Origin of the sequence: Streptomyces sp. SudanB52_2052 (assembly GCF_964272415.1) — a bacterium.
Classification (GTDB): domain Bacteria; phylum Actinomycetota; class Actinomycetes; order Streptomycetales; family Streptomycetaceae; genus Streptomyces; species Streptomyces olindensis.
Genome location: NZ_OZ186796.1, coordinates 6,204,475 through 6,230,456, shown reverse-complemented (window position 1 = coordinate 6,230,456; position 25,982 = coordinate 6,204,475). Strand labels below are relative to the sequence as shown.

Sequence of the window (25,982 nt, the reverse complement as noted above, 5' to 3'; positions counted from 1 at the left end):
CCCCGCGCCCCCGCTGAGGGCAGCGTTCCGCGTGGGAAACAGAGGTGATGCTGCCGGGTAACACCGGCACCGCACGCTCAAAGGCATGACCTCGAATGAGCGTGTGGTGGTGATCGGCACCGGCCTCGCGGGCGTACGGCTCGCCCGGCGGCTCGGTGAGCTCGGCACGCCCGCGTTGCTGATCGGCGAGGAGGAGCACCGACCGTACAACCGGGTACTGCTCGCCGAAGTGCTGGCCGGACGTTACAGCCCCGAGGTGATCGCCCTGCCCGCGCCCGCGGAGCTGCGGCGCGGCCGGGTCACCGGCATCGACCGGGCGGAGCGGACCGTCGCGTGCGCGGACGGTTCCGTGATCGCATACGACCGGCTCGTGCTCGCGACCGGCTCCAACCCCGTCCTGCCGCCGCTGCGCGGGCTGTTCACCGAGGACCACGAACTCCCCGAGGGCGTCCACGCGTTCCGGACCATGGACGACTGCCTGGGCCTGTCCAAGGCGGTCCGGCCGGGCGTGAAGGCGGTCGTCATCGGCGGGGGGCTCCTCGGCGTCTCCGCGGCCCGGGCGCTCGCCCTGCGCGGCGCCCAGGTCGTGCTCGCCCAGCAGTCCGAGCGGCTGATGGAGCGCCAGCTCGACCCGGCCGCCTCCCAGCTCGTCCGGCGCCATCTGACCGACCTGGGCGTGGAGGTGCACACCGAGTGCCGCGTGCGGGACGTGCGCTGCGTCGGCGGTGCCGTCCGCTCGGTGGAGATGGCCGACGGGTACGCGCTCGACGCCGATCTCGTCGTGGTCGCCTGCGGCGTCCACCCCCGGGTGGGCCTCGCGCAGACCGCCGGACTGGAGGTCCGCAAGGGCGTCGTCGTCGACGACGAGCTGCGCACCTCCGACCCGTACATCCACGCGATCGGCGACTGCGCCCAGCACGACGGCGTCCTCTACGGCCTCGCGACGCCCGCGCTCGAACAGGCCGACGCGCTCGCCGCGCTGCTGGCCGGTGACGCGACCGCCCGGTACACCGGCACGCGGTCCCTGACCCGACTCACGCTCACGGGGCACGACAGTCCCTTCGACCTCGCCGCGTTCGGCGAGACCGAGGCGCTGCCGGGCGACGACGTCGTCCAGCTCGCCGACGCCACCCGCGGCACCTACCGCAAGGTCGTCGTCCGCGACGACCGCCTGGTCGGCGGGGTCCTCGTCGGCGAACTCGGCACCGTCGGCGCGCTCGCCCGCGCCTGGGAGGGAGCAGAGCCGCTCCCCTCCGACGGCGGCCCGCTGCTCCACCTGCTCACCAATGATGGAGGCTCCTGATGACGGCCACCCCGGGGGCGAACCCCACGATCGTGCTCGTCGGCCATGGCATGGTCGGCCAGCGCTTCCTCGAAGCGCTCGCCGAGCGCGGCCTGACCGCCACGCACCGCGTGGTCGTGCTCTGCGAGGAGCCGCGTCCGGCGTACGACCGGGTCCAGCTGACCTCGTACTTCTCGGGCAAGACGCCCGAGGACCTGTCCATGACGGACATGGCGTTCATCGAGGACCACGGCATCGAGCTCCGGGTCGGCGACCCGGCGGTCACGATCGACCGCGAGGCCCGCAAGGTCACCGCGAAGTCCGGTGAGGTCTTCGACTACGACGTCCTCGTCCTGGCCACCGGCTCCTACCCGTTCGTGCCGCCGGTGCCGAACAAGGACGCCGAGGGCTGTTTCGTCTACCGCACGATCGAGGACCTCCTCGCGATCGAGGAGTACGCGAAGACCAAGGCCACCACGGGTGCCGTGGTCGGCGGCGGGCTGCTCGGCCTGGAGGCGGCGGGAGCGCTGAAGGGCCTCGGCGTCGACGCGCACATCGTGGAGTTCGCGCCCCGGCTGATGCCCGTGCAGGTCGACGAGGGCGGTGGCGCCGCCCTGCTGCGCACCATCGAGGACATGGGCCTGAGCGTCCACACCGGCGTCGGCACGCAGGAGATCGTCGTCGGCGAGGACGGCGCCGTGACCGGCATGAAGCTGTCCGACGGCTCCGAACTCGCCACCGACATGGTGGTGTTCTCCGCCGGTGTCCGCCCCCGCGACCAGCTGGCCCGCGACTGCGGCCTGACGGTCGGCGAGCGCGGCGGCATCACCGTCGACGAGCAGTGCCGCACGGTCTCCGACCCGCACGTGTTCGCCATCGGCGAGTGCGCGCTGGCCGCGGACGGCCGCGTGTACGGCCTGGTGGCGCCGGGCTACGAGCAGGCCGAGACGGCCGCCGCGACGATCGCCGCCGACGAGGCCGCCTTCACCGGCGCGGACCTGTCCACCAAGCTGAAGCTGCTCGGTGTGGACGTGGCGTCCTTCGGTGACGCGCACGGCACCACCGAGGACTGCCTGGACGTCGTCTACTCCGACTCCCGCGCGGGCCTGTACAAGAAGCTGGTCATCGGCCGCGACGGCACGCTGCTCGGCGGCATCCTGGTCGGCGACGCGGAGGCCTACGGCACGCTGAAGGCGTTCACCGGCTCCGTCCCGCCGGTCTCGCCCGAGTCGCTCGTGCTGCCCGCCGGCGCCGGCGCCCCGGCCCAGCTCGGTCCGACGGCGCTGCCGGACGAGGCGATCATCTGCTCCTGCAACAACGTCACCAAGGGCACGATCCGCGGCGCGGTCACCGAGCACCAGTGCACCACCGTGCCCGAGGTGAAGAAGTGCACCAAGGCCGGTACGACCTGCGGCTCCTGCGTCAAGGTCCTCGGCCAGCTCGTCAACGCCGAACTGGAGGCCAGCGGCGTCGAGGTCGACAAGGGCCTGTGCGGCTGCTTCGCGCAGACCCGCGAGGAGCTGTACGAGATCGTCCTCGCGCTGCGCATCAACACCTACCAGGAGCTGCTGGACCGCCACGGCCGCGAGGGGGCCCGGGGCGGCGACGGCTGCGAGATCTGCAAGCCGGCCGTCGGCTCGATCATCGCCTCCCTGGCCCCGACCATCGGCGCCAGCGGCTACGTCCTGGACGGCGAGCAGGCCGCGCTGCAGGACACCAACGACCACTTCCTGGCCAACCTGCAGAAGAACGGCTCGTACTCGGTCGTGCCGCGCATCCCCGGCGGCGAGATCGCCCCGGAGAAGCTGATCGTGATCGGCGAGATCGCCCGCGACTTCGGCCTCTACACGAAGATCACCGGCGGTCAGCGGATCGACATGTTCGGCGCGCGCGTCGAGCAGCTGCCGCTGATCTGGGCCCGGCTGGTGGACGCCGGCTTCGAGTCCGGCCACGCCTACGGCAAGGCCCTGCGCACGGTGAAGTCCTGCGTCGGCCAGACCTGGTGCCGCTACGGCGTCCAGGACTCCGTCCGCATGGCGATCGACCTGGAGCTGCGCTACCGGGGCCTGCGCTCCCCGCACAAGCTGAAGTCGGCGGTCTCCGGCTGCCAGCGCGAGTGCGCCGAGGCGCAGTCGAAGGACTTCGGCGTGATCGCCACCGCCAACGGCTGGAACCTCTACGTCGGCGGCAACGGCGGCGCCACCCCGCGCCACGCGGACCTGCTCGCGCAGGACCTGTCGGACGCCGAACTGGTGCGGCTGATCGACCGGTTCCTGATGTTCTACATCCGTACGGCCGACCGCCTGGAGCGCACCTCCACCTGGCTGGAGCGGATCCCGGGCGGCCTGGACCACGTGCGGGACGTCGTCGTCCACGACTCGCTCGGCATCTGCGACGAGCTGGAGAAGCTGATGGCCGACCATGTCGCGCACTACCGCGACGAGTGGTCCGAGACCATCAACGACCCCGAGAAGCTCGCCCGGTTCGTGTCCTTCGTGAACGCGCCGGACACGCCGGACCCGGTCGTCGCCTTCGTGCCCGAGCGCGACCAGATGAAGCCCGACCTGCCGCTGCTGTCCATCGGTATGCGACCCGCCGACGTTCTGGAAGGAAGCGCCCAGCGATGACCCTGGCACCTGAGACGACCGACCTGAAGGTTCAGCTCGCCCTGGACGGCGACTGGTTCACGGTCTGCGACCTGAGCACGCTGCTCCCGGGCCGCGGGGTGGCGGCACTGCTGCCGGACGGCCGCCAGGCGGCGATCTTCCGCGACCGTTCGGGCGAGCTGTTCGCCATCGACAACCGCGACCCCTTCACCGGCGCCGCGGTCCTCTCCCGCGGCCTGACCGGCACCCACCAGGGCCGTCCGTTCGTGGCGTCCCCGCTGCTGAAGCAGCGGTTCGACCTGGCCTCCGGGCAGTGCCTGGACGACGAGACGGTCCAGGTGGCGGTGTACAAGGTCCGCACCGCCTGACACCGGCGCCGGTCCGCAGGGACCACCGCGCGCGGGATCCCCGCCTGGCCACACAGGGCGGTGGGGTCCCGCGCGCGACTCGTTTTCCGGGGGGGCGGCGGCCGGCGGGCGGGTAAAACGAATCTTTACGGTTGCTTGGGGCATTGAATTGCTAAGGGCAAGTAACCCCCTTCTACTGTGGCGGGATGACCGAAACCGCAGCCGTACCCGAGGAGGCGGCCCCGTCATCCCCGCCCGGCGGGCTGACCCACCGGCAGATCCTGACCATTCTCAGCGGTCTGCTGCTGGGCATGTTCCTGGCCGCCCTGGACCAGACGATCGTCAGCACCGCGATCCGCACGATCTCCGACGATCTGCACGGCCTGAGCCAGCAGGCGTGGGCGACCACGGCGTACCTGATCACCTCGACGATCACCACACCGCTGTACGGCAAGCTGTCGGACCTGCACGGCCGCAAGCCGTACTTCCTGACCGCCATCGGCATCTTCGTGGTGGGCTCGGCGGCCTGCTCGTTCGCCACGTCGATGACCGAACTGGCCTGGTTCCGGGCGTTCCAGGGGCTCGGCGCGGGCGGTCTGATGTCGCTGGTGCTGGCGATCATCGGCGACATCGTGCCGCCGCGGGAACGCGCCCGCTACCAGGGCTACCTGCTGGCCACCTTCGCCACCTCCAGCGTGCTCGGCCCGCTCATCGGCGGCTTCCTGTCCGGCCGGGACAGCATCCTCGGCATCACCGGCTGGCGCTGGGTGTTCCTGGTCAACGTGCCGGTCGGCCTGATCGCCCTGGCCGTGGTCGCCAAGGTGCTCAACGTGCCGCACACCCGGCTCGACCGGCGGATCGACGTCTGGGGCGCGGTGACCATCGCCCTCGGCGTGGTGCCGTTGCTGCTGGTGGCCGAGCAGGGCCGCGACTGGGGCTGGACGTCGACGAGGTCCGTGGCGTGCTACGCGGTCGCGGCGGTCGGCCTGCTGCTGTGGGTCCTGGTGGAGCGCCGGGTCGGCGATGACGCGCTGATCCCGGTCCGGCTGTTCCGCAACGGGATGTTCAGCCTGGTCAGCGTGGTGCTGCTGATCGTCGGCATGGGCATGTTCGGCGCGATGATGATGATCCCGCAGTACCTGCAGATCGTGAAGGGAGCCACCCCGACCACCTCGGGCCTGCAGATGCTGCCGCTGGTCGTCGGCATGATGAGCGCCTCCATCGTCTCCGGCCAGGTCACCTCCAGGACCGGCAGGTACAAGTTCCTCCCGGTCGTCGGTACCGCGCTGATGATCGTGGCCCTCGTGCTGTTCGCCGTACGGGTGGACTGGGACACCCCGCTGCGGCAGACGATGGTCTACATGCTGGTCCTTGGCCTGGGGCTCGGCTGCTGCATGCAGACGCTGGTCCTGGCGATGCAGAACACGGTGCCGCCGCAGGACATGGGAGTGGCGAGCGCCTCCTCCACGTTCTTCCGGCAGATGGGCGGCACGGCCGGCACCGCCGTGTTCACGACCCTGCTGTTCACCCACGTTCCCGGGAAGATCGCGGACGCCTTCACGTCGGTCGCCGACACCGCTTCCTTCCGGGCGGCCCTGCGGGATCCGGCGGTGCGGGCCGACCCGGCGAACCGGCCGGTGCTGGACTTGGTGCAGGGGCACGGGCACGGCTCCTCCGGCGCCACACAGGTGCTCAGCGACTCGTCGTTCATCCAGAAGCTCGACCCGCGGCTCGCCGTGCCGTTCAAGATGGGCTTCGCCGACTCGATGCACCTGGTGTTCCTGACCGCCGCGGCCGTGATGGTGCTGGGCTTCGTGCTGGTCCTGTTCATCAAGGAGGTACCGCTGCGGCAGGTGTCCGGGCTCCAGGCACGCGCCGCGGAGGAAGACCCGACGGCCGCGGAGCAAGGCCCGACGGCCGCGGTCCCGGCCGGGAAGGGCCCGGCCCCGGTCGATGCCGAGCGGAGTCCGGTCGGGGAGGCTGCGGCCACCGCGCGGGTGCCCGCGCCGGACCGCCCCGTCATGGGGGCGGAAACCCCGGTCGAGGGAACCCCGGTCGGTGAAATCCCGGTCGGCGGAATCCCGGTGCGCGGCTTCGTCCGGCGGGCCGGGGGCGACCCGGTCCCGCGGGCCGCCGTCACGCTGATCTCCCTCGGCGGACGGCAGTTGGGCCGCGCGGCCTCCCGGGCCGACGGCGCCTACGCGGTGGCCGCGCCGGGCACGGGTTCGTACGTCCTGATCGCCTCCGCCGACGGCTTCCAGCCGCAGGCCTCCACGGTCGTCGTGCACGAGGACCCGGTGGCGCACGACCTCCTGCTCAGCGGCACCAGCGGTCTGAGCGGTGCCGTCCGGGCCGCCGGGACCTCGCTGCCCGTGAAGGACGCGATGGTGATGGTGACCGACGTGCGCGGTGACCTGCTGGCCACCCAGGCCACCGGCGAGCAGGGCGAGTTCTCGTTCGGGGAGCTGGTGCCCGGGTCGGTGACCGTCGCGGTGAACGCCGCCGGTTTCCGCCCGCGCGCCGTGCCGGTCGAGATCGGCGGCAGCGGGCCCACCCGCATCGAGGTCGACCTCGACGTCGGCGCCCGTCTCCAGGGCGTCGTACGGGCCCCGCACGGCCCTCTCGCGGACGCCCGGGTGACGCTGCTGGACGCGGCGGGCAACGTGGTCGGCACGGCCGTCACGGCGGCGGACGGCGCCTACGCCTTCACCGACCTGGACAGCGGCGAGTACACGGTCATCGCGACCGGCTACCCACCGGTGGCCACGGCCCTGACAGTGACCGGCCGCGGCGTCGACGGCCACGACGTGGAACTGGCCCACCCGGCCGCATAGGCGCCAGGGCCTGAGCGCGCGGAAACGGGACGCGCCGACGGGCGCGCTCCTGGCAGGCTGGGCGCATGGTCACGCAGCGGAACGACTGGTCCGGACTCTCCTGGCTGGGCCCTCCGATCGACGCCCGCGCGCTGTTCGGCCCCGAACTGGAGGCCCTGATCGGGCTGTTGCGGGGGCTGGGGCCGGCGGAGTGGGCCCGGACCGCCGTGCCGGGGTGGACCGTCCACGACGTCACCGCGCACGTCCTCGGTGACTGCGCCGCCCGCCTCGGCCGTCGCGAGCCGGGCCCCTTCGCGCCCGGTGAGACCCTGGAGGCGTTCATCCACCGCGCCAACCAGGAGTGGGTCGAGCGCCACCGGGACATGGACCCGGCCGCGCTCGTCGACGCCCTGGAGGACGCCGGCACCGAACTCGCCGGCCGCTTCGCGCACGCGGACCTCGACGCGCCGTCGCTGGGCGTGTCCTGGGCCGGGGCCGACCCCGCGCCCCTGTGGCTCGACTGCGCCCGGGAGTTCACCGAGTACTGGACACACCGGCAGCAGATCCGGCACGCCGTCGGACTGGACACGGATCCCGGACCGCGGGCCCTGTCCGTCGTCCTGGACACGTTCATGCGGGCCCTGCCGCACACCCTGCGGGGCGTCGGGGCGCCGCGCGGTACGCGGGTGGAGGTGACGGTCACCGGGCCGGCAGGGGGTGTCTGGACCGTGACTGCCCTGACTGGCGCGACGGGCGCGACGGGCGGTTGGTCCCTGGGCGAGGGATCGCAGGGGCAGCCGCCCGCCACCGCCGTACAACTGGACGCCGAGACGGCGTGGCGGCTGTGCACCCGCGGCATCGAGCCGGCCACCGCCCTCGCCCGGGCCCGCCTCCGGGGCGACCACCGGCTCGCCGAGGCCGTGTGCCGGATCGTGTCCATCGTGTACTGACCTGGGGCCGCCGCCGCTGATCGGGGCGGGTCGCCGCCACTGCCCTGGCGGGCCGCCGCGCGCTGTCGACTTCCTGTCGAATTCGCCGACACCGCACGGCACTTGGGGCACTTGGCGTTTCATCGAACATGTCGAGTCACGCCCCCACCTTCACGAAAGGCCCGACCATGACCCGGAACCACCCCCGGCCGTCCCGGCGCACCGTGCTCGGCGGGGCCGTCGCCGCGCTCGCGGTGGCCGCCGGCACCGGCACCGCACAGGCCGCCCCCGGCACCGCCTGGCCCACCGAGTTCCCGCTGCCCGACGGCTGGCTCCCCGAGGGCATCACCATAGGCAGCAGGCCGTACGCCTACATGGGCTCCCGCGCCGACGGGGCCGTCTACCGCACCGACCTGCGCACCGGCAAGGGCGGGGTCCTGCACGAGGGCGCCCCCGGACTCGCGTCCATCGGGCTGAAGCTGGACGACGACGGCCTGCTCTACGTGGCCGGTGGCGCCGGGGGAACCGCGCGGATCGTGGACGCGCGCAGTGGCGACCTGCTCACCACCTACCGGCTCACCCGGAACGCCGCGCCCTTCATCAACGACGTCGTCCTGCACCGGGACCGCGCCTGGTTCACCGACTCCCGCGACGCCGTCCTCCACGGTGTTCCGCGCGGCCGCGAGGGCGAGGTCCGCGCCCTCCCGCTCACCGGCGAGTGGGTGCAGGCGCCGGCCGGGACCAACAGCGCCAACGGCCTGGTCGCCACCCCGGACGGCCGCGGGCTGATCGTCGTCAACACCGGGCAGCTCTACCGCGTCAGCCTCAGGACCGGCCACGCCACGAGGATCGCGCTGGAGGGCGCAGCCGACGTGACGAACGGCGACGGCCTGGTCCGCATCGGCCGCACCCTGTACGTCGTCCAGAACCGCCTGAACAAGGTCACCGTCTGGGACCTCGACGCGAAGGCCACCACGGCCACGCTGAGCAGGACGATCACCGACCCCCGCTTCGACGTCCCCGCCACCGCCGCCCGCTTCGGCGACCGCCTCTACCTGGTCAACGCCCGCTTCACCAGCCCGCAGACACCGCAGACGACGTTCAACGCGGTGGCCGTGTCCCTGTAGCCGGTGGGCGGCACGAACGCAGTGGCGGGCAGAGGTCCGCCCGTCAGCCCTCCCCGAAGGGCGTGTCAGCCCACGAAGGGCGACGGGGAGGCCCGTTCCTCCGGGAGGGGCCGGGTGTCGAGGTAGAACCACTCGGCGTCGGCGGTGGGCCACGGCGACGGTGCCACCGCTTCCGCCGGTCCCTCCGGCGTGGCGGCGGCCCGACGCCTGGGCAGCGGCGCCGGTGCCGGGACTTCGTCGACGGGTCCGGCACCGGCCGGCTTCGCCTCCCCCGGCATCAGCAGTTCCACCCGCCGCCCCAGTCCCCGCTGCTGCGCGGTGAACTCCTCGACCTGGCTGCGGCAGGCGTGGTCGAGGTGGGTCACGCCGGTCAGGTCGAGCCGGATCCTCGGCTTCCCCGACGCGGCGGCGGCCTCCAGCGCCTCGATCACCGTCGGCAGGCGCAGGAACGTGGCGTTGCCCGCCATGACGACCTTGGCCGTGTCCTCCTCGATGTGCCGGCGGACCACGGTCTGGGACATGCGCAGCGCGGCCAGCACGATCCCCGCCGCGAGCCCGAACAGCACGCCCTCCAGGAGCGCGGTCGCCACGATGACCAGCGTGGTCATCGTCATCACCGCGAACTCGCCCTTGTCCTGCCGCCACATCTTCGGGAACTCCGCGGGCCCGAACAGCTTCCAGCCGCTGTGCACGAGGACACCGGCGAGCACCGAGATCGGGATCAGGGCGAGCACCTGCGGCAGCAGCAGCGCGAACGCGAGCAGCCACAGGCCGTGCAGGGTGCGCGAGAGCCGGGTCTTGGCACCGGCCTGGACGTTCGCCGAACTGCGTGCGACGACCGCCGTGACGGGGAGTGCGCCGAGGACGCCCGCGACGGTGTTCCCGGCGCCCTGGGCGATCAGCTCGGTGTTGTAGCGCGTGCGCGGGCCGCTGTGCATACGGTCCACGGCGGCGGCCGTGAACAGGCTCTCGGCGGACGCGATGACCGTGAAGGTGAGGATGGCGGTGATGACCGCCCCGTCCGTGAGCCGGGCGAACTGCTCCGCGCCCGGCACCTGCACGGACGCCAGCAGGTTGCCCACCTGGAGCGTCTTGACGTTCACGCCGGGCAGCGCGGCGACGACCATGCCGATGCCGACGGCGACCAGTGCGGCGGGGATCTTCCCGGCCGGTCCCGGCACCTTCTTCCACACGAAGCTGAGCACGATCGTGACGACGCCGAGCAGGGTGGCGATCATCGCCTGCGGGTCGGTCAGGACGTCGGCCAGCAGCCCGGGGATCCCGGCCATGTTCTCGATCGGGGTGCCGGGGGCCTTGGCGTCGGCCATCGGGTAGGCCTGGCTGAACATCAGCGGCACTCCGATGCCGGCCAGCATGCCCTGCACGACGGCGACCGAGATGGCCTGGAACATCCGGCCGAGGCGCACCAGTCCCAGGACGATCTGGAGGAGGCCGGTGAACAGCACGATCACGCCGAGCATGGCCACGCCGACCTCGGCGACGGTCTCCGCGACCAGCGCGGCGAGTCCGGCGGCCGGTCCGCTGACCTGGAGCGTGCTGCCCCTGATCGCGCCGACGACGAGGCCGCCGATCACCCCGGAGATGATCCCGAGCTCGGCCGGCACCCCGGAGGCGACGGCGACACCGATGCACAGCGGCAGGGCGACGAGGAAGACGACGAGCGAGGCGGTGACGTCGGTCGCGAGATCCCCTCGCGCCCCACCCTTGCCGCCGGCGCCGTTGCCCCCGACGCCGTTCCCGCCGGCGCCCTTGGCACCGCGACTCACCGTGCGGACCAGGCCACCCAGCACACCGCCGAGTCCCCCGGCCCCGACTCCGCCGGTCCCCGCTCCGGCCCCGGCCCCGGCCCCGCCGATCCCACCACGACCGCCGACACCGCCCCCGCCCTCGGACCAGGACCCCGACTCGGACCAGGACCCCGACTCGGCCCCGGCCCCACCGATCCCACCACGACCGCCGACACCGCCCCCGCCCTCGGACCGGGAGCCCGACCACGACCCCGACTTGGGCACGGACCCGGACCCGGGCCCACCACCGCCGCCGACACCGCCCCCGGCAGCACCGGTCCCCGACCCGCCGAGCACATCACCACCGCCGGCCTCCGCCCCCCAACCGCCCGCCGCACGTCTCTGGGGACCGGGACCACCCCCGGAGTCCCACTCCCAACCCCCGACACCGGCCCCCGTTCCAGCCGTCCCCCACTCCCCGGCGCCTCCCGCCGCTCCAGCCGCCCCCCAGTCCCGAGCGCCGCCGCTCGGCGGACCGGCCGGCCGTCCCCCGGCTGCACCGCCCCGGCCCCGGCCCCGCGCATGCGCCCCGCTCACGCGGCGTGCACCCGGAAGTCGCCGTCGTCGCCGAGTTCGTAGACGAACCCCGTGTCGACCTCGTAGTACCAGCCGTGCAGCCGCAGCCGTCCCGAGTCGATGCGCTGCCTGACCACCGGGTAACTCCGCAGCGCGGCGAGCTGGTTGACGACGTTGCTCTGGGACACCTCCGGCAGGGACGGGTCGTCCGGCGCGGTGTCGAGGACGGGGGTCAGCTCCGGGCGGGCGATGCGGAGCCAGGCGTCCACGCCGGGCAGTGCGGACAGGTCGTCGCCGGACTTCAGCGCGCCCATCGCACCGCAGTGTGAGTGACCGCACACCACGATGTCCTGAACTCCGAGCACCTCCAGCGCGTACTCGATGGTGGCCGCCTCTCCGGAGGCCCCGGGCCGTCCGTAGGGCGGCACGATATTGCCCGCGTTCCGTAGCTCGAATATTTCCCCGGGCCGTGCACCCGTGATGAGGGCGGGTATGACCCGCGAGTCCGAGCAGGTGATGAACAACGCCTCCGGATATTGCCCCTCCGCCAGCTTCCGATATTCGCCGCTGTCGAAATCGACGCGCGTCCTGAACGCACGGGCGCGGTTCAGCAGTGCCTTCAACTCCGCCTCCTGAGCTGGGATTTCCTCCTGCGCTTCCCACCGTAGACGGCCGACCTACAGAGGAAGGTTAAGCAAAGTCCAGAGCCCGACCAGGAATTGAACATTCTTTGTCCGGATACCCATACGATCGCTCATCTTGTAGCGTGTGGACTCCGCGGCAGGGAATGCGAATTCACGCTGCCCGGATTCATGCCGGCTCACGGAGAGACAGGACGTATGGGCATACGAGTACTGCTCATCGAGGACGACGAGACGATCGCCGAGCCGCTCACCGAAGGGCTCGGCCACTTCGGGCTGACGGTCGACCACGTCGCCACCGGCACGGACGGCCTGAGAGGCCCGTACAACGACGTCGTCCTGCTCGACCTCGGACTGCCCGACATGGACGGCATCGACGTCTGCCGGGGCATCCGCCAGGTCTCGGACGTGCCCATCGTCATCCTCAGCGCGCGCGGCGAGGAGGCCGACCGCGTGCTGGGCCTGGAGCTGGGCGCCGACGACTACCTGGCGAAACCTTTCAGCGTGCGGGAGCTGGTGGCCCGGGTCCGCGCCGTGACCCGCCGCACGCAACGCACCCACCCGGCGTCCCCCGAGGCAACCGGCCCCGGCACCGCTGACGGCCCCGGTACCGCTACCGGGCCCGGGCCCGGGCCCCAGGGCACCCGTGAGACCCCACCGCACGAACCGACGGACGAACCGGATGCACCGCCCCCCGGCGCCCGGCGCCCGGCCCCGCCCTACGAGCCCCTGTCATACGAGCCCCTCTCCTACGAGCCCCCCGCCGCCACCTCGTACGACTCGGCCTCCTCCCCCTCCCCCGACCCGGGCCCGCTCGTCGTGGACCGCCGTACCCGGCAGGTCTGGGTCGGCGACGCCCCCGTGATGCTCACGCCCAAGGAGTTCGACCTGCTGGCGCTCCTCAGCGAGGACCCGGGGGCGGTCTACTCCCGCCAGCAGATCCTCGACCGGGTCTGGGACCCGCACTACGACGGCCCCACGAAGACGCTGGACGTCCATGTGGCCGCACTGCGCCGCAAGCTGGGCCACCCGGCGTGGATCAGGACGCTGCGGGGCGTCGGTTTCCGGCTGGCGGTGCACACGGGGCCGGGCGCGGCGCGGGTGGCGTCTCCATGACCCGCCGGCTGCTGCTCAGCTACCTCAGCCTCGCCGCGCTGGTGCTGCTCTGCCTGGAGATCCCGCTGGGCTTCGTGTACTCGCGCGGCGAGCGGGAGCGGGTGGTCAACGCGGCGAAGGACGAGGCCGAGTCGGTCTCGGCGTACGCCGCGCTGTCCCTCGCGGCGGGGCGGGCCGAGCGGGACCTGCCCGCGCGGGTGGTGCACTGCGCGCGGCGGATCGGCGGCAAGGTCGTGATCGTCGACGCCTCGGGCACGGCGCTCGCCACCTCGCATCCCTTGGACGTCGGCATGTCCGGCAGGCTGGCCGCCCGGCCCGGCATCGCGGCGGCGCTGCGCGGCACCTCGACGGTGGACGTCCGTACGTCCACCATCGGCGGGGTCGAGTACCTGTCGGTGGCCGCGCCGGTCGGTCAGGAGGCGCGGCCTGTGGGCGCGGTGTGGCTGACGGTGCCCACACGGACGGTGCACGAGCGGGTGCACCACGTGTGGCTGCTGCTGGCGCTGGGCGGGGCGGCGGTCCTGACGGCGGTCGCCGTGCTCGGTTTCGCCTTCGCCCGCTGGGCGGGCCGCCCGATCCGCGAACTGGAGCAGGCCACGCACGACCTGGCCGACGGCGGCCGGTTCGCGCCGGTGACGATCACGAAGGGCCCGCCGGAAGTACGCAGCCTGGCCGCCGCGTTCAACCACACCGCGGCCCGGCTCGCCCATCTGCTCGCCTCCCAGCGGGCGTTCGCGGGCGAGGCCTCGCATCAGCTGAAGACCCCGCTCGCGGCGCTGCGGCTGCGCCTGGAGAACCTGGAGCCGGACGTCGCCGCCCGCGCGCGGGGCAGTCTCACCGCGGCCGTCACGGAGACGGACCGGCTCGCCCGGATGGTCGAGCACCTGCTGGCGATGGCCCGGCTGGAGGAGCACGCGGCCATCCCCGCGACCGTCGACCTGGGCGCGGTCTGCGCGGAACGGCACCGCACCTGGCAGCCCCTGTTCGCGCGGGAGGACGTCTCCCTCGTGCTCTTCGCGGGCAGTGTCGGCCCGGTGCTCGCCGTGCCGGGAGCCGTCGAGCAGATCATGGACAACCTGCTCTCCAACGCCCTGCGGGCGTCCCCGGCCGGCAGCACCGTCACGATCGAGCTGCGGTTGCAGGCCCCGTCCCGGAGGGCGTTGCGCGACAGCCGCCCCCGCTGGGTCGACCTGCACGTCACCGACGAGGGCCCCGGCATGACGGAGGAGCAGCGGGCCCGCGCCTTCGACCGCTTCTGGCGGGCCCCGGGCGCCCCCAAGGGCGGCACGGGCCTCGGCCTCGCCCTGGTGCAGCGCCTCGCCCACGCCAGTGGCGGCGAGGCGACCCTGCACGCGGCGGCGACGGGCGGCCTCGACGTGGTGATCCGGCTGCCGTCGACGCGCCCGCCGGGCGAGGCGCAGGGACCGGGCGGGGACCGCCCGAGGAGGCCCAGACGAGAGGCACCGGCGCTGCCCGCGTAGCCGGCCCGCCCGCGGGACGCCCACCGACGCTGCCCGCGTAGCCCGCCCACCCACCGGACGCCCACCGACGCTGCCCGCGTAGCCCGCCCACCCACCGGACGCCCACCGGCCCTGCCCCATAGGCCACCCGCCTTATCGGGCGCCCACAGGCGGCTCACAGCACGCCGCCCCCCGGCCACTGGTTGTCCATGCCCCCTAAACCCCATACCCCTAGCGTCCTCTCCGCCTCCCCCCACGCACGACCCTGCCGTCGACCGGCGGCAGGGCGGTACGGCACCTCTTGGAGTGAGAGTGGAACGTCGTAGCCTCCTGCGTGCGGCCGTCCTCGGCGGCACATCGGCCGCTCTGGGCGGAACCCTGTGGCGCGGCGCCGCCTACGCGGCCCCGGCCCAGCCCGGCGCCGGCCCCTACGGGCCGCTGGGCTCCCCGGACGCCAACGGCATCCGACTCCCCAGCGGCTTCACGAGCCGGGTGATCGCCCGGTCGGGCCAGCGGGTCGGGACCACGTCGTACACCTGGCACAACGCCCCGGACGGCGGCGCCTGTTACGCCGACGGCACGGGCTGGATCTACGTCTCGAACTCGGAGATCAACCCGGGCGGCGGTGCGAGCGCGGTGAAGTTCTCGTCGACGGGTGCGATCACCGGCGCGTACCGGATCCTGTCCAACACCCGCACGAACTGCGCGGGCGGCAAGACCCCGTGGAACACCTGGCTGTCCTGCGAGGAGGTCGACCGCGGCTACGTCTTCGAGACCGACCCCTGGGGCGCCAAGGCGTCCGTCCGCCGTGACGCGATGGGCCGCTTCAAGCACGAGGCGGCGGCCGCGGACCCCGTCCGGCAGGTCGTCTACATGACGGAGGACGTGACGGACGGCTGCTTCTACCGCTTCAGGCCGACGACGTGGGGCGACCTCTCCTCCGGCACGCTGGAGGTCATGGTGGCGGGCAGCGGCACGAGCGGCCCGGTCACCTGGGCCCGGGTCCCCGACCCCTCCGGCGCGACCGCCACCCGCAGCCAGGTCTCCGGCGCCAAGCGCTTCAACGGCGGCGAGGGCTGCTACTACGCGAACGACACGTGCTGGTTCACGACCAAGGGCGACAACCGCGTCTGGCAGTACAACGCCGCCGCCCAGACCATCGAACTCGCCTACGACGACTCCCTGGTGAGCGGCACGGCCCCCCTGACGGGCGTCGACAACGTCACGGGCTCCTCCTCCGGCGACCTCTTCGTCGCCGAGGACGGCGGCAACATGGAGATCTGCGTGATCACCCCCGACGACGTGGTGGCCCCCTTCCTCCGCATCGACGGCCAGTCCGCCTCGGAAATCACCGGCCCCGCCTTCTCCCCCGACGGCACCCGCCTCTACTTCTCCAGCCAACGGGGCACGAGCGGCAGCTCCTCGGGCGGCATCACGTATGAGGTGAGGGGGCCGTTCCGGGCGTAACCTCCGAGCCCGGCTTCACACGATCATCACAAAATGGTCACCCGCCCCTCAAGGTGGGCCGTCGGGTCCTACGGTCATCCCCTCACGTACCACCTCTGGGGGGATGACCATGACCAATCCGTACACCAGCCCCTATCCCGGGCCGCCCGCGCCGCAGCCCTCGCGCCCGGCGCCCCGCTGGGCCCGCAAGCGTTACGTGCTGCCCGCACTCGCCCTGGCCCTGTTCCTCGGCGCCGGTATCGGTGCCGGTGGCGGCGAGACCACCACGGACGCGAAGCCCGCGGCCGCCGGGCCGCGACCGACCGTCACCGTCACCGCGACGGCCACCGCCACCGCGACACCGCTCGCGAAGGAGCCGGAACCCGCGCCCACCGTCACCGCGACGAAGACCGTCCGGGTCACCACCACGGTCACCGCCCAGCCGGCGGCGGGCGGAGGATCCGACGACGGCGGGTCGGGCGACGAGGACGTCTCCTACGCGAACTGCAGCGCCGTCCGTGCCGCCGGTGCCGCCCCCATCCGCCGCGGTGAACCCGGGTACGCCTCCCACCTGGACCGGGACAACGACGGGGTCGCCTGCGACACGTGAGCCGGACCCGCCGGTGACCATCGGCGGATCCGGCCGTTCCACCGGTTGGGCAGCTCGTCCCGGGCTGCCCGGCCGAGGGAAGGAACACCACCGTGGAGACGACCGTGCCCGCCTCGAACGCGCCGCGTGTGCTGCCGCGTGCCGAGTGGGTCAAGACGCTGCCGCAGACCATCGTCGCGTCGTGCGTCCTGCTGCTCGACGCCGAGGACCGGCTCCTGCTGCTGCGCTACGCCGAGGGCCAGCCCGGTGCCGGGGTCTGGGGGCTGCCGGGCGGCATGCTCGACCAGGGGGAGGACCCCGTCACCGCCGCGCACCGGGAGGTGTGCGAGGAGACCGGCATCGTGCTCGACCGCCCGCCGCGGTTCATCGGCTACGACCACCGGGCCGACGTGATGGGCACGGGCCCGTTGATCGACTTCTACTTCCACGGCGACCGCCTCCCGGCGGACCTGGCCGTCCGGCGCAGTGCCGAACACGACGACCACGGCCTGTTCGCCCTCGACGAGCTCGGGTCCACCGCGCTCATGCCCGCCTTGCCCACCCTCACCGCCCTGCACACCGCCGCCCTGGCCGGGACCGTCGTATGCCTGAAGGAAGGACGGCCCCAGTGACCGCGCCGCGCCTCCTGGCGGTTCTCGTCGCCGCGTCCCTCGCGGCTTCCGTCGCCCTGAACACCCCCTCGGCCGGCGCCACACCGGCCCCCCTCACACCGGAGCGGCTACGGCACGAGGCCGCCGCCGTCCTGGACACCGCCCGGGCCGTCAGCGTGCACATCCGTGTGCGCGACGGGCGGCACGTCGCCGAAGCCGGGGTCGGGGAGGCCGTCGTCGGCACGGGCCGGCCCGTGCCGGACAACCCGCACTCCGGGCCGCCAGCGTCACCAAGTCCCTCGTGGCCTCGACCGTCCTCCACTTGGCCGCCGAGCGGCGCCTGTCCCTGCACGACACGGTGGAGCACTGGCTCCCCGGCCGCGTCCGCGACCACGGCAACGACGGCGGCCGCATCACCGTCCGGCACCTGCTCCAGCACACCAGCGGCCTCTACGACCCCGACTCCACCGAGCTGACCGGGAAGACCGCCCCGGACTTCGAGCACAGGCGCCTCGACCGCGTCGACCCCGAGCACCTGGTCGACATCGCGCTGCGTCACCCCCCGGACTTCCCCCCTGACCCGGACGACCCGAAGCCCCGCTGGAGCTACTCCAACACCGGCTACCACCTCCTGGGCGCCGTCATCGAGAAGGTCACGGGACGCCCCTGGGCCGAGGAGGTGCACGAGCGGATCGTCCGCCGGCTGGGCCTGCACGGCACCCGCGTCCCCGGCGACGACCCGTACCTGCCGAAGCCCCACGCGCACACGTACCACCGGTTCGCCGGGTCCGACGGCTACACCGACACCACCACCCGCACCATGGCGTGGGCGGGCCCGGCCGGCTCGCTGGTCTCCACGCCCCGCGACCTGGACCGGTTCTTCACGGCCCTGCTGACCGGCGGGCTCGTACCGCACCGCGAACTGGCAGTGATGCGCACCACCGTCCCCGTCAACGAGGAGCACGAGCAGTACACGCCGGGGATGCGGTACGGCCTCGGCCTGCAGGAACAGCCGCTGGCGTGCGGCGCAGCCGCTGGGGCCATCACGGCGACCTCGAAGGCACCTTCGTCAGAACGGGCTTCACCGCCGACGGCGAGCGGTCCGTCGTCCTCACGGTCAACGGACGGACCACCGACGAGACGCAGCTCCTCCGCACCGAGAAGGCCCTCCAAGGGCTCATCGACAAGATGCTCTGCGGGCGGTGACAACCGCTCAGGACAGCAGGTCCACGGCCCGCACCCGGTCCTGATGGATCAGGACGTCGTAGCAGCGGCCCAGCGCGATGTCGAACCAGTTCCGTTCCTCCGGATAGGAGGTGCCGACACTGCGCGTGGGCCGTGCCTCGGCCAGCCAGGTCCGGGCCGGGCCGGGGGCCGTACGCAGGTCCAGGACCCAGCGGCCGTACCTCACCTGATCGAGGGTGTGCTCGTTGCTGCCGGGCCGCGGGGCGCCGACCGTGTGGGTGAGCATGTGCACCTCCTCCGGGTCGGTGGCGTTGAACGAGCCACGGCCGAAGGTGAGCCCGACGCTCACGTAGCCGTCGCCGAGCCGGTCCCGCAGGAACGCCCCCTGCGTCCTGGGCAGGACCCGCGGGTCCTCGGGTTCGTAACCGATGTGGTTGTTGTGGCCCGCCAGCAGGATCCGGTGCCCGGTGTGCCGGTGCCACCAGACGATGTTGTCCGCCATGACGTCGTCCCGCCAGCGCATGGCCTCGGCGACCTGCCGCGGGTCGTCGAAGTCGAAGCCGTAGCCGGTGGCCGTCTGGTCGATCACCGTGGCGTGCCGGAGCACCTCGGCGAACTCCCGCCGCCCGGCCTCGCCGCGCGGCTCCAGCATCTCCAGCAGCGCCAGGGCTCGGCCGGTCCGTGCCGCCATGTCCTGCCGCTCGGCCAGCGGGCGGGCGAGGTACGCCTTCTGGTACTCGCCGGAGGGGACGGCCGGCCGAAGCTCCTGGTACAGCGCGTCGAGGCGCGGCGACAGGTCCGGGCGGACCCGGGCGACGTACTCGGTCACCCGGTCGTACAGCTCCGGGCCGGTGTAACCCCAGTCGTCCCCCATGAAGCGGACCGGGTCGTGCGGATGCCGGCGGTTGTAGTCCCGCATCCACTCCACCAGTTCGAGGTTCTCGGCGGTGGGGTTCAGCGCGTAGGTGTACTGGAAGTCCTCCCGCATGATGCGCTCCGGGTCGCCCTTGCCGTGGACGACGTACTCGTCCAGGCGCACCCCGGTGCTCCAGGCCGTCTCCAGGGCGAAGGTGCGGAAGCCCCGGTGCTCCACCAGGTACCGGAAGACCCGGTCCTTCATGGCGAGGAACTCGTGCGAGCCGTGCGTCGCCTCGCCCATCCCCACCACGACCGCGTCCCCGACGGCTCTGCCGATCGGCCCCAGATCCCTTACGCCCCCGCCGGGCTCGGCGGTACGCAACGGACTCGCGACCCGCTCCAGCACCGGCACGACCGGGTCGCCCGTCGTCCGGGCAGCGGCGGCGGTGGCGGAAGGGCCGGGGCGAGGAGAATCAACACGAGGACGACGAAGGTCCAGGGGCGCAGGCAGGACATGTCGGCATACGTGCCCGAAGTCCGGCCTTTCCGAACCCAGCCCTACCTGAACGTGTCGCGAGATCCGACGGTGTAGCCCCGTCCTCGGATGCCGACCGCACGCGACGGATCAGGTGGTCTGTTCAGCCGACTCGCGGTCGAGGATTGCGTGCACGATGGAGTCCGCCCTGCGCCGGCCTTGTGGACGTGTTCGCGGATACGGCCTTCTTGAGTTCCCCGCTGCGGCGTCGTGTGACGGCCGGCGCGTACTCCGTTCGCGGGTCGGTTGTCGCCGCCTTGATGGACCGGGCCACGATCTGCTGGACCTGAGCCCACTCAGCACGCCGAGTACGGCGAGGCGGCCGCCCGCAGGAACCTCACACGAGACCGGCCTCGCCCCCTACTCTGGCTGTGACGATGCTGCCAGGAGGGGCAAGGCCTTGATGTCTGAAGACGCTACCCCGGACCCGTACGCCGACCCGCTGCGATTCGGCCAGCGCGTGCAGATTCTGCGCGAGCGCCGCGGCATGACACAGGCTCAACTCGCCGACCTCATCGACATCTCACCGCACACCCTGCGCAAAATCGAGAACGGGCAGCAGAAGGCACCTGGACTCGACATGGTTCTGCGGATCGCCCAGGCGTTGCGGGTCCGGGACCTCGCCGACCTCACGGGCAGGCCGGACGCTCACGTCGACCTGTTCGTCGGCCCGGGCCACCCTCGCTTGGCGGCGGTGAAAGCAGCCATCGACGACTTCGCCCTCACCCGGAGCACGGAGCCACCGCGTGTTGCGCATCTGGAGGCCCGCCTGCACGCGGCCTGGAGGGAGCGGCATGCCTCGAAGAACCACCGTGAGGCGATCGGCAGGCTGTTGCCCGATCTGATCCGGGACGCTCAGACCCTCGTCAGAACTGCCGACAGCGCGGCGGAGCGACGTACGGCGCAGGCCCTCCTCGCCCAGACTTACTCGCTGTCCCAGTTCTTCATCGCCTACCAGCCCGACAGTTCCCTGCTGTGGCGGGTCGCCGAGCGAGGCATGATCGCCGCGCAGGAGAGCGAGGACCCTCACACCATCGGTGTCGCTTCGTGGCTGCTCGCTCAGGCGCACCGCGACAGCGGGCCCCGGCACTTCGACGCCGCCGACGCCGTGAACCGCGAAGCCGTCGCCTTCCTCAAGCCCTTGCTGCCGGAAGCGGGCGACGACGTCCTCGCCATCGCCGGCGCGTTGGAGTTCGAGCTCGGCTACACCGCGGCACGACGGCGTGAGACGGGCACCGCCTGGCGGCACTGGGACAGGGCCAAGGACATGGCCTCGCGGCTGCCCGAGGACTACTTCCATCCGGTGACGTCGTTCTCCCGAGCCATCATGGGCGCCCACGCGGTGACGGTGGCGGTGGAACTGCACCAGGGAGGCGAGTCCGTACGGCAGGCCACCAGGGCGGACCAGAGCGTCATCAAGTCCCGGCCGCGCCGCGCCCGGCATCGCATCGAGGAAGCCCGCGGCTACCAGTTGGACAATCAGCCGGACACTGCGTTGGCGTCGCTGGAGAAGGCGTTCGCGGCCGCGCCGGAAACAATCCGGTACAACGGCTACGCGCGGGCGATCCTTCTCGAGGAAGTGGAATCGACACGAGCACCTCGTCGCCGTCGTGCCGCTGACCTGGCCGCGAAGATCGGCATCCTCACTGCCTGAGGGTAGCGACCGGATTACGGTCGGCGATCGAGTGCAGGCGCTTCTACGGTCTTGGCACAAGGGCCCCGGCGACCGCGCGAACGGTCCCGGGGCGTGGCCCACGCTGCTGAGGAGCGTCGACAGTGGTCTTCCTGTCACGAGCACTCGAACGGGCGAGAGCGGTGCTGTCCGGACCGCGCACCCCCGGCCGGCACCGCCGTACCCCCGGACCGCGTGCCGTGCTCCCCATGCCTTCCTGTCGGCCATCGCCTGACGTCCGGGGCGCGCGGCTCATGGCCGTCCGCGGCTACCCCAGGGTAGGGCAGGCGGACACAGGCGTACTGGTCCGGCCCTACGTGGCGCGCCTGGGTGAGGGTGTGTACGCGGGTGCCCAGGCAGGGCCCTGGGGTGTCGACCGGTGATCGGCACCCGCTCCGAGACCGACGTGCCCGTTCCGGGCGTGACCGCGATGCGTGCCCAGGCGAGTTGGTTCCTGGACCAGCGCACGTTGCCGCGCCACCAGGCTACGCAGCTCATGGCGAGAGACCTCCGCGAGTTCCTGGAACACCTGGTCCCGCGGATCGAGCGGCTCGCTGCCGAGCGCTCCAGGGACGATGCGCCCGTGCCGGCGGCGAACGTGGCGTTGGCGGGCGTCACTGAGGCCAGGCGTCGTATGGACGAGCCGGAGGCCGCGGGCCTGTGCGGCGAGGTCGAACGGGTCAAGTCGCTGGCCCGGTCGGTCGTCTCCTTGTGCGACCACCACGACACGCTCACCGGGATCACCGTCTGCCTGCTCTGCCACCACGTCATCGGCGACGAAGCGTGGGTCCCGTTCCAGCGGGCGCGCCCCTCGGGAGCGGGTCTCGAGACGGGTCGCGTCCATCAGCGCTGTGCGCCCGCAGGGCGGCGCACCCGCCGCTGACCGGCCGCCCGCCCTTGCGTCCCCGAACCCGTGGGGCCCTCGCTGGTGCCGTGTCGCTCTCGGCGAGACAGTGGGTCAGTGGGTGGGTTGATCGGAGTAACTGAAGTCCCCCACGGTCCACGCGCTGACGTCCTCGATCGCGACGCGGTACATCCCGCCCGTCTCGGGGATCCCCATCGTGCCTTGCAGGATGCGGGCGACGTGGAAGTGCAGATGCGTGGGCGGCCCGTCCTTCTTCGCGGGGCCGTCGAAAACGGCGGAGAACTCGCCCAGGCGGGCGGAGTCCGTCAGCACCTCCGACACCCTCTGCCGCCACACGGCTTCGGGAGCAAGGCGACCGGTGATGACAGCACCACCGGTCACCACAGTCAGGGACATCTGGGTGCTCTGCCCGGACTCCACACGGGCGGCGATGTCAACGATCAGCTCGTCAGGCTTCGGCATGGGAGCAAATCTTATGCACCGGGCCGACCGGGCGGTGCTCCGGATCCGCCGCAGCGCCCCGACAAGCGTGCGCGGTGGGTGCAACACGCGAGCGGGGCGGCACCTTCCGCACAAGGTGCCGCCCCGCTCTCCTCCGTGCTCCGGAGCCGCCGCGATCGGTGAGGTCGGGGACCGCGACGGCTCCGGGTTCTGATCGGCCCGAGCGGGCCGCAGGGCTACCCGCGTGGGCCGCAGGGCTAGCGGTGGTCGCTGCCCTGGGACGTGACCGCCGCCCGGCCCGCCTCCAGGCGGGCGACCGGGATGCGGAACGGGGAGCAGGAGACGTAGTCGAGTCCGACCTCGTGGAAGAAGTGGACCGACTCGGGGTCGCCGCCGTGCTCGCCGCAGACGCCGAGCTTGAGGTCGGGCCGGGTCTCGCGGCCGGCCTTCGCGGCCAGCTTCACCAGGGAGCCGACGCCGTCCTTGTCGATCGTCTCGAACGGGGAGACACCGAAGATGCCCTTCTCCAGGTACGCCGTGAAGAACGAGGCCTCGACGTCGTCGCGGGAGAAGCCCCACACCGTCTGGGTGAGGTCGTTCGTGCCGAAGGAGAAGAACTGCGCGGCCTCGGCGATCTGCCCGGCGGTCAGCGCGGCGCGCGGCAGCTCGATCATCGTGCCGATGGACAGCTTCAGCTGCGTCCCCGAGGCCTCCTCGACCTCGGCGATGACCTTGTCGGCCTCCTCGCGGACGATCTCCAGCTCCTGGACCGTGCCGACGAGCGGGATCATGATCTCGGCGCGCGGGTCGCCCTTGGCGGCCTTGCGTTCGGCCGCGGCCTCGGCGATCGCGCGGACCTGCATGGTGAACAGTCCGGGGATGACCAGGCCGAGACGGACGCCGCGCAGGCCGAGCATCGGGTTCTGCTCGTGCAGGCGGTGGACCGCTTGGAGGAGGCGGAGTTCGTTCTCGTGCGGTTCCTGGCGGGACTCCGCGAGGGCGACGCGGACCGAGAGTTCGGTGATGTCGGGCAGGAACTCGTGCAGCGGCGGGTCGAGGAGGCGGATGGTGACCGGCAGGCCGTCCATGGACTCGAAGAGCTGGACGAAGTCCTGCTTCTGCAGCGGCAGCAGCTGCTTGAGGGACTCCTCGCGCTCGGCGTCGGTGTCGGCCAGGATCAGCCGCTCCACCAGCTCGCGCCGGTCGCCGAGGAACATGTGCTCGGTGCGGCACAGGCCGATGCCCTGGGCGCCGAAGCGGCGGGCCCGCAGCGCGTCCTCGGCGTTGTCGGCGTTGGCGCGGACCCGCAGGCGGCGCTTGCGGTCGGCGAAGGCCATCATGCGGTGGACGGCCTCGACCAGTTCGTCGGCGTCGTCGGCGCCCGGGTGCATGCGGCCCTCGAAGTACTCGACGACCGGGGACGGCACGACCGGTACCTCGCCGAGGTAGACCTTGCCGGTGGAGCCGTCGATGGAGACGACGTCCCCCTCCTCGACGACGTGTCCGCCCGGAACGGTCATCCGGCGGCGCTTGGTGTCGACCTCCAGCTCCTCGGCGCCGCAGACACAGGTCTTGCCCATGCCGCGGGCGACGACGGCCGCGTGGGAGGTCTTGCCGCCGCGCGAGGTCAGGATGCCCTCGGCCGCGATCATGCCGTCGAGGTCGTCGGGGTTGGTCTCGCGGCGGATGAGGATGACCTTCTCGCCCGAACGGGACCACTTGACCGCGGTGTAGGAGTCGAACACCGCCTTGCCCACCGCCGCGCCGGGCGAGGCCGCGATGCCCCTGCCGACCTGCTCGACCTTCGCGCTCTCGTCGAAGCGCGGGAACATCAGCTGCGCGAGCTGGGCGCCGTTGACGCGGGTGAGCGCCTCGGCCTCGTCGATCAGGCCCTGGTCCACCAGCTGGGTCGCGATGCGGAAGGCCGCGCCCGCGGTGCGCTTGCCGACGCGGGTCTGGAGCATCCACAGCACGCCGCGCTCGATGGTGAACTCGATGTCGCAGAGATCCTTGTAGTGGTTCTCCAGGGTCTCCATGATCTGCATGAGCTGGTCGTACGACTTCTTGTCGATCTGCTCCAGCTCGGCGAGCGGCACGGTGTTGCGGATGCCGGCGACGACGTCCTCGCCCTGGGCGTTCTGGAGGTAGTCGCCGTAGACGCCCTGGTGGCCGGAGGCGGGGTCGCGGGTGAAGGCGACGCCGGTGCCGGAGTCGGGGCCGAGGTTGCCGAAGACCATGGAGCAGACGTTGACGGCCGTGCCCAGGTCGTGCGGGATGCGCTCCTGGCGGCGGTAGAGCTTGGCGCGGTCGCCGTTCCAGGAGTCGAAGACGGCCTTGATGGCGAGGTCCATCTGCTCGCGCGGGTCCTGCGGGAAGTCCCGGCCGGCCTCGGCCTTGACGATCTTCTTGAACTTGGTGACGAGCTTCTTGAGGTCGGCGGCCTCCAGCTCGGTGTCCACCGTGACCTTCTTGGCGGCCTTGGCGGCCTCCAGCGCGTCCTCGAACAGCTCGCCGTCGACGCCCAGGACGGTCTTGCCGAACATCTGGATGAGGCGGCGGTAGGAGTCCCACGCGAACCGGTCGTCGCCGGCCTGCTTGGCCAGGCCCTGCACGGACTTGTCGGAGAGGCCGATGTTGAGGACGGTGTCCATCATGCCGGGCATGGAGAACTTGGCGCCCGAACGCACCGACACGAGCAGCGGGTTGTCCGGCTGGCCGAGCTTCTTGCCCATGCGGGCCTCCAGCGCCTCGAGGTGCGCACTCACCTCGTCACGCAGTGCCGCCGGTTCCTCACCACTGTCCAGGTAGACCTTGCAGGCCTCGGTGGTGATGGTGAAGCCGGGCGGGACCGGAAGGCCCAGGTTCGTCATCTCGGCGAGGTTGGCGCCTTTGCCACCGAGGAGGTCCTTGAGGTCCTTGTTGCCCTCGGTGAAGTCGTAGACGAACTTCACGCCCTCAACGCTCGCCGCCTGCTCGGCTACCGGGAGATCTTTGTTTTCCGACACGGGTCTCGACTCCTCGAGGACGCGGTGGCTGCCCTGACGGCGAGGAACATACCCAGATCAAAGGCGTCTGGGTACGTCCACTCGCGCGTCATGCGCCTGTAACCACTCGTCCGCCAGCGGATCGAAAGTC

At 72.2% G+C, this 25,982-nt stretch carries 19 protein-coding genes and 1 pseudogene; 15 read left to right on the top strand and 5 right to left on the bottom strand.

Annotated features, from left to right (window positions below):
- Positions 1-85: 85 nt before the first annotated feature.
- From ACSUPV_RS27845 to ACSUPV_RS27820, 6 genes are all read left to right on the top strand, one after another.
- Positions 86-1,303 (top strand): NAD(P)/FAD-dependent oxidoreductase, encoded by a 1,218-nt coding sequence (locus ACSUPV_RS27845; RefSeq protein ID WP_031111763.1) that lies wholly within the window; start codon positions 86-88, stop codon positions 1,301-1,303.
- Positions 1,303-3,909, top strand: a complete 2,607-nt coding sequence (gene nirB, locus ACSUPV_RS27840) for a nitrite reductase large subunit NirB (protein WP_031111761.1) — start codon at positions 1,303-1,305, stop codon at positions 3,907-3,909. The genes ACSUPV_RS27845 and nirB overlap by 1 nt, the downstream gene beginning before the upstream one ends.
- Entirely contained in the window at positions 3,906-4,256 is a 351-nt protein-coding gene (gene nirD, locus ACSUPV_RS27835) for a nitrite reductase small subunit NirD (RefSeq protein WP_031111755.1), read from the top strand. The genes nirB and nirD overlap by 4 nt, the downstream gene beginning before the upstream one ends.
- A 185-nt stretch (positions 4,257-4,441) precedes the next feature.
- Positions 4,442-7,069: an MFS transporter gene (locus ACSUPV_RS27830; protein WP_436948784.1), complete on the top strand. Its 2,628-nt coding sequence runs from the start codon at positions 4,442-4,444 to the stop codon at positions 7,067-7,069.
- 65 nt (positions 7,070-7,134) lie between these two features.
- Positions 7,135-7,998, top strand: a complete 864-nt coding sequence (locus tag ACSUPV_RS27825; protein ID WP_382615386.1) for a maleylpyruvate isomerase family mycothiol-dependent enzyme — start codon at positions 7,135-7,137, stop codon at positions 7,996-7,998.
- Positions 7,999-8,165: 167 nt separating this feature from the next.
- Positions 8,166-9,104, top strand: coding sequence for an SMP-30/gluconolactonase/LRE family protein (locus ACSUPV_RS27820; RefSeq protein ID WP_436948783.1), 939 nt, complete (start codon positions 8,166-8,168; stop codon positions 9,102-9,104).
- A gap of 65 nt (positions 9,105-9,169) precedes the next feature.
- On the opposite strand, the gene ACSUPV_RS27815 is transcribed toward ACSUPV_RS27820, so the two are convergent.
- Together ACSUPV_RS27815 and ACSUPV_RS27810 are read right to left on the bottom strand one after the other, a co-directional pair.
- On the bottom strand, positions 9,170-10,891 hold the full coding sequence (locus tag ACSUPV_RS27815; protein ID WP_051649309.1) for a SulP family inorganic anion transporter: 1,722 nt from the start codon (positions 10,889-10,891) through the stop codon (positions 9,170-9,172).
- A gap of 554 nt (positions 10,892-11,445) precedes the next feature.
- A complete protein-coding gene (locus ACSUPV_RS27810) occupies positions 11,446-12,051 on the bottom strand; it encodes a carbonic anhydrase (RefSeq protein WP_031111745.1) in 606 nt (201 codons plus the stop codon).
- Positions 12,052-12,267: 216 nt separating this feature from the next.
- Here ACSUPV_RS27810 and ACSUPV_RS27805 point away from each other — a divergent pair, with 216 nt between their 5' ends.
- The 7 genes and pseudogenes from ACSUPV_RS27805 to ACSUPV_RS27775 all read left to right on the top strand — a co-directional run bounded on the left by ACSUPV_RS27805 (position 12,268) and on the right by ACSUPV_RS27775 (position 18,497).
- The gene (locus tag ACSUPV_RS27805) at positions 12,268-13,185 is read left to right on the top strand and encodes a winged helix-turn-helix domain-containing protein (RefSeq protein WP_436948782.1); all 918 of its coding nucleotides are present in this window, start codon (positions 12,268-12,270) and stop codon (positions 13,183-13,185) included.
- Positions 13,182-14,666, top strand: a complete 1,485-nt coding sequence (locus tag ACSUPV_RS27800) for a sensor histidine kinase (protein WP_037768082.1) — start codon at positions 13,182-13,184, stop codon at positions 14,664-14,666. Before ACSUPV_RS27805 ends, ACSUPV_RS27800 begins: the two co-directional genes overlap by 4 nt.
- 291 nt (positions 14,667-14,957) lie before the next feature.
- Positions 14,958-16,112: an alkaline phosphatase PhoX gene (locus ACSUPV_RS27795; protein WP_436948781.1), complete on the top strand. Its 1,155-nt coding sequence runs from the start codon at positions 14,958-14,960 to the stop codon at positions 16,110-16,112.
- Between the two features lie 109 nt (positions 16,113-16,221).
- On the top strand, positions 16,222-16,701 hold the full coding sequence (locus tag ACSUPV_RS27790) for an excalibur calcium-binding domain-containing protein (RefSeq protein ID WP_436948780.1): 480 nt from the start codon (positions 16,222-16,224) through the stop codon (positions 16,699-16,701).
- 92 nt (positions 16,702-16,793) lie between these two features.
- A complete protein-coding gene (locus tag ACSUPV_RS27785; RefSeq protein ID WP_037768096.1) occupies positions 16,794-17,312 on the top strand; it encodes an NUDIX hydrolase in 519 nt (172 codons plus the stop codon).
- A 280-nt stretch (positions 17,313-17,592) separates the two neighbouring features.
- Positions 17,593-18,252 (top strand): annotated as a pseudogene (locus ACSUPV_RS27780) (serine hydrolase domain-containing protein); the annotation flags it as partial.
- A 59-nt stretch (positions 18,253-18,311) separates the two neighbouring features.
- Positions 18,312-18,497: a hypothetical protein gene (locus ACSUPV_RS27775; protein WP_436948779.1), complete on the top strand. Its 186-nt coding sequence runs from the start codon at positions 18,312-18,314 to the stop codon at positions 18,495-18,497.
- A gap of 7 nt (positions 18,498-18,504) precedes the next feature.
- Here the strand turns inward: ACSUPV_RS27775 and ACSUPV_RS27770 are convergent, their stop codons facing one another.
- Positions 18,505-19,740, bottom strand: coding sequence for an erythromycin esterase family protein (locus tag ACSUPV_RS27770; RefSeq protein ID WP_436948778.1), 1,236 nt, complete (start codon positions 19,738-19,740; stop codon positions 18,505-18,507).
- A gap of 532 nt (positions 19,741-20,272) precedes the next feature.
- On the opposite strand from ACSUPV_RS27770, the gene ACSUPV_RS27765 reads away from it, so the two are divergent.
- Both ACSUPV_RS27765 and ACSUPV_RS27760 read left to right on the top strand, forming a co-directional pair.
- Positions 20,273-21,523 carry a helix-turn-helix domain-containing protein gene (locus tag ACSUPV_RS27765; RefSeq protein WP_436948777.1) on the top strand — a complete coding sequence of 417 codons (1,251 nt, stop codon included), beginning with the start codon at positions 20,273-20,275 and terminating at the stop codon, positions 21,521-21,523.
- A gap of 397 nt (positions 21,524-21,920) precedes the next feature.
- A complete protein-coding gene (locus ACSUPV_RS27760; protein WP_051649281.1) occupies positions 21,921-22,424 on the top strand; it encodes a DUF6415 family natural product biosynthesis protein in 504 nt (167 codons plus the stop codon).
- Positions 22,425-22,499: 75 nt separating this feature from the next.
- Here ACSUPV_RS27760 and ACSUPV_RS27755 read toward each other — a convergent pair whose 3' ends face one another.
- Together ACSUPV_RS27755 and ppdK are read right to left on the bottom strand one after the other, a co-directional pair.
- Positions 22,500-22,868, bottom strand: a complete 369-nt coding sequence (locus ACSUPV_RS27755; protein WP_031111724.1) for a hypothetical protein — start codon at positions 22,866-22,868, stop codon at positions 22,500-22,502.
- Positions 22,869-23,104: 236 nt separating this feature from the next.
- Complete coding sequence (ppdK, locus tag ACSUPV_RS27750; RefSeq protein WP_031111721.1) at positions 23,105-25,852, bottom strand: pyruvate, phosphate dikinase; 2,748 nt, start codon at positions 25,850-25,852, stop codon at positions 23,105-23,107.
- Positions 25,853-25,982 lie beyond the last annotated feature (130 nt).